1 protein-coding gene is annotated in these 885 nt (G+C 39.2%); it reads left to right on the top strand.

What is annotated here, in order from left to right:
* The first annotated feature begins 11 nt into the window (after positions 1-11).
* A complete protein-coding gene (locus E1176_RS00590; protein ID WP_155208650.1) occupies positions 12-821 on the top strand; it encodes a M48 family metalloprotease in 810 nt (269 codons plus the stop codon).
* Positions 822-885: the final 64 nt, after the last annotated feature.

Here is an 885-nt window from a genome sequence, read left to right as displayed (position 1 = left end):
AATATAAACTGATGAAAAGATTTACTAAGCCCTTCAATTTTTTACTGATAATTATAACGTTAGGCGCTTTTACTGCCTGTGACAAAAACAATAATGTCGCGCTGTTTTCTGTACAAAATGATATAGAGCTTGGACAGCAGGTAAGCGCAGAGATTGAAAATGATCCCAATTTTGACCTTATGTCTCGATCTGAATATCCGGAGGCTTATAATTATCTAGACGATATGGTAAATGAAATTCTGAACAGCGGTGAAGTAGCTTACCGACAGGAATTTGCCTGGGATGTTACTCTAGTAAAAAATGACTCCACTCTAAATGCATTTGCCGCACCCGGTGGTTACATTTATGTATACACTGGTCTTATTAAATACCTTGACAATGCTGATGACCTGGCAGGTGTAATTGGACATGAGATAGCGCATGCCGACTTAAGGCATACGAGTAGAAACTTGCAACGTCAATATGGAGTCTCAATTTTACTTAGTATTATTCTAGGCAATGACGCTAGTAAACTTGAGCAGATTGCAGGACAAATAGCCGGAACATTAGCTGGACTAGAATTTAGTAAAGAGTTCGAAGAAGAAGCTGATGCAAAATCTGTGGTTTATTTGGCGGACACAAAATATGCCTGTAATGGTGCCGCATCATTCTTTGTAAAATTAGAAGAACAAGGACAAACGGGAGGACCGGAATTTTTAAGCACACACCCTAACCCTGGAAATAGAGTAGCCGATATAAATGCTAAAGCAGATGAGGTAGGATGTGACACTACACCAATAGGTGGTGATGGCTATGCACAGTTTAAAGCAGACTTACCATAATTAGATTTAAAACAAAAAACCCCTTGAAGACCTGGCTCCAAGGGGTTAATCGTTGTCTATAGTT

Origin of the sequence: Fulvivirga aurantia, from assembly GCF_009711475.1 — a bacterium.
Lineage (GTDB): Bacteria > Bacteroidota > Bacteroidia > Cytophagales > Cyclobacteriaceae > Fulvivirga > Fulvivirga aurantia.
Note: the sequence above shows the minus strand (reverse complement) of the source record. Positions and strands in the feature narration are given on the sequence as shown.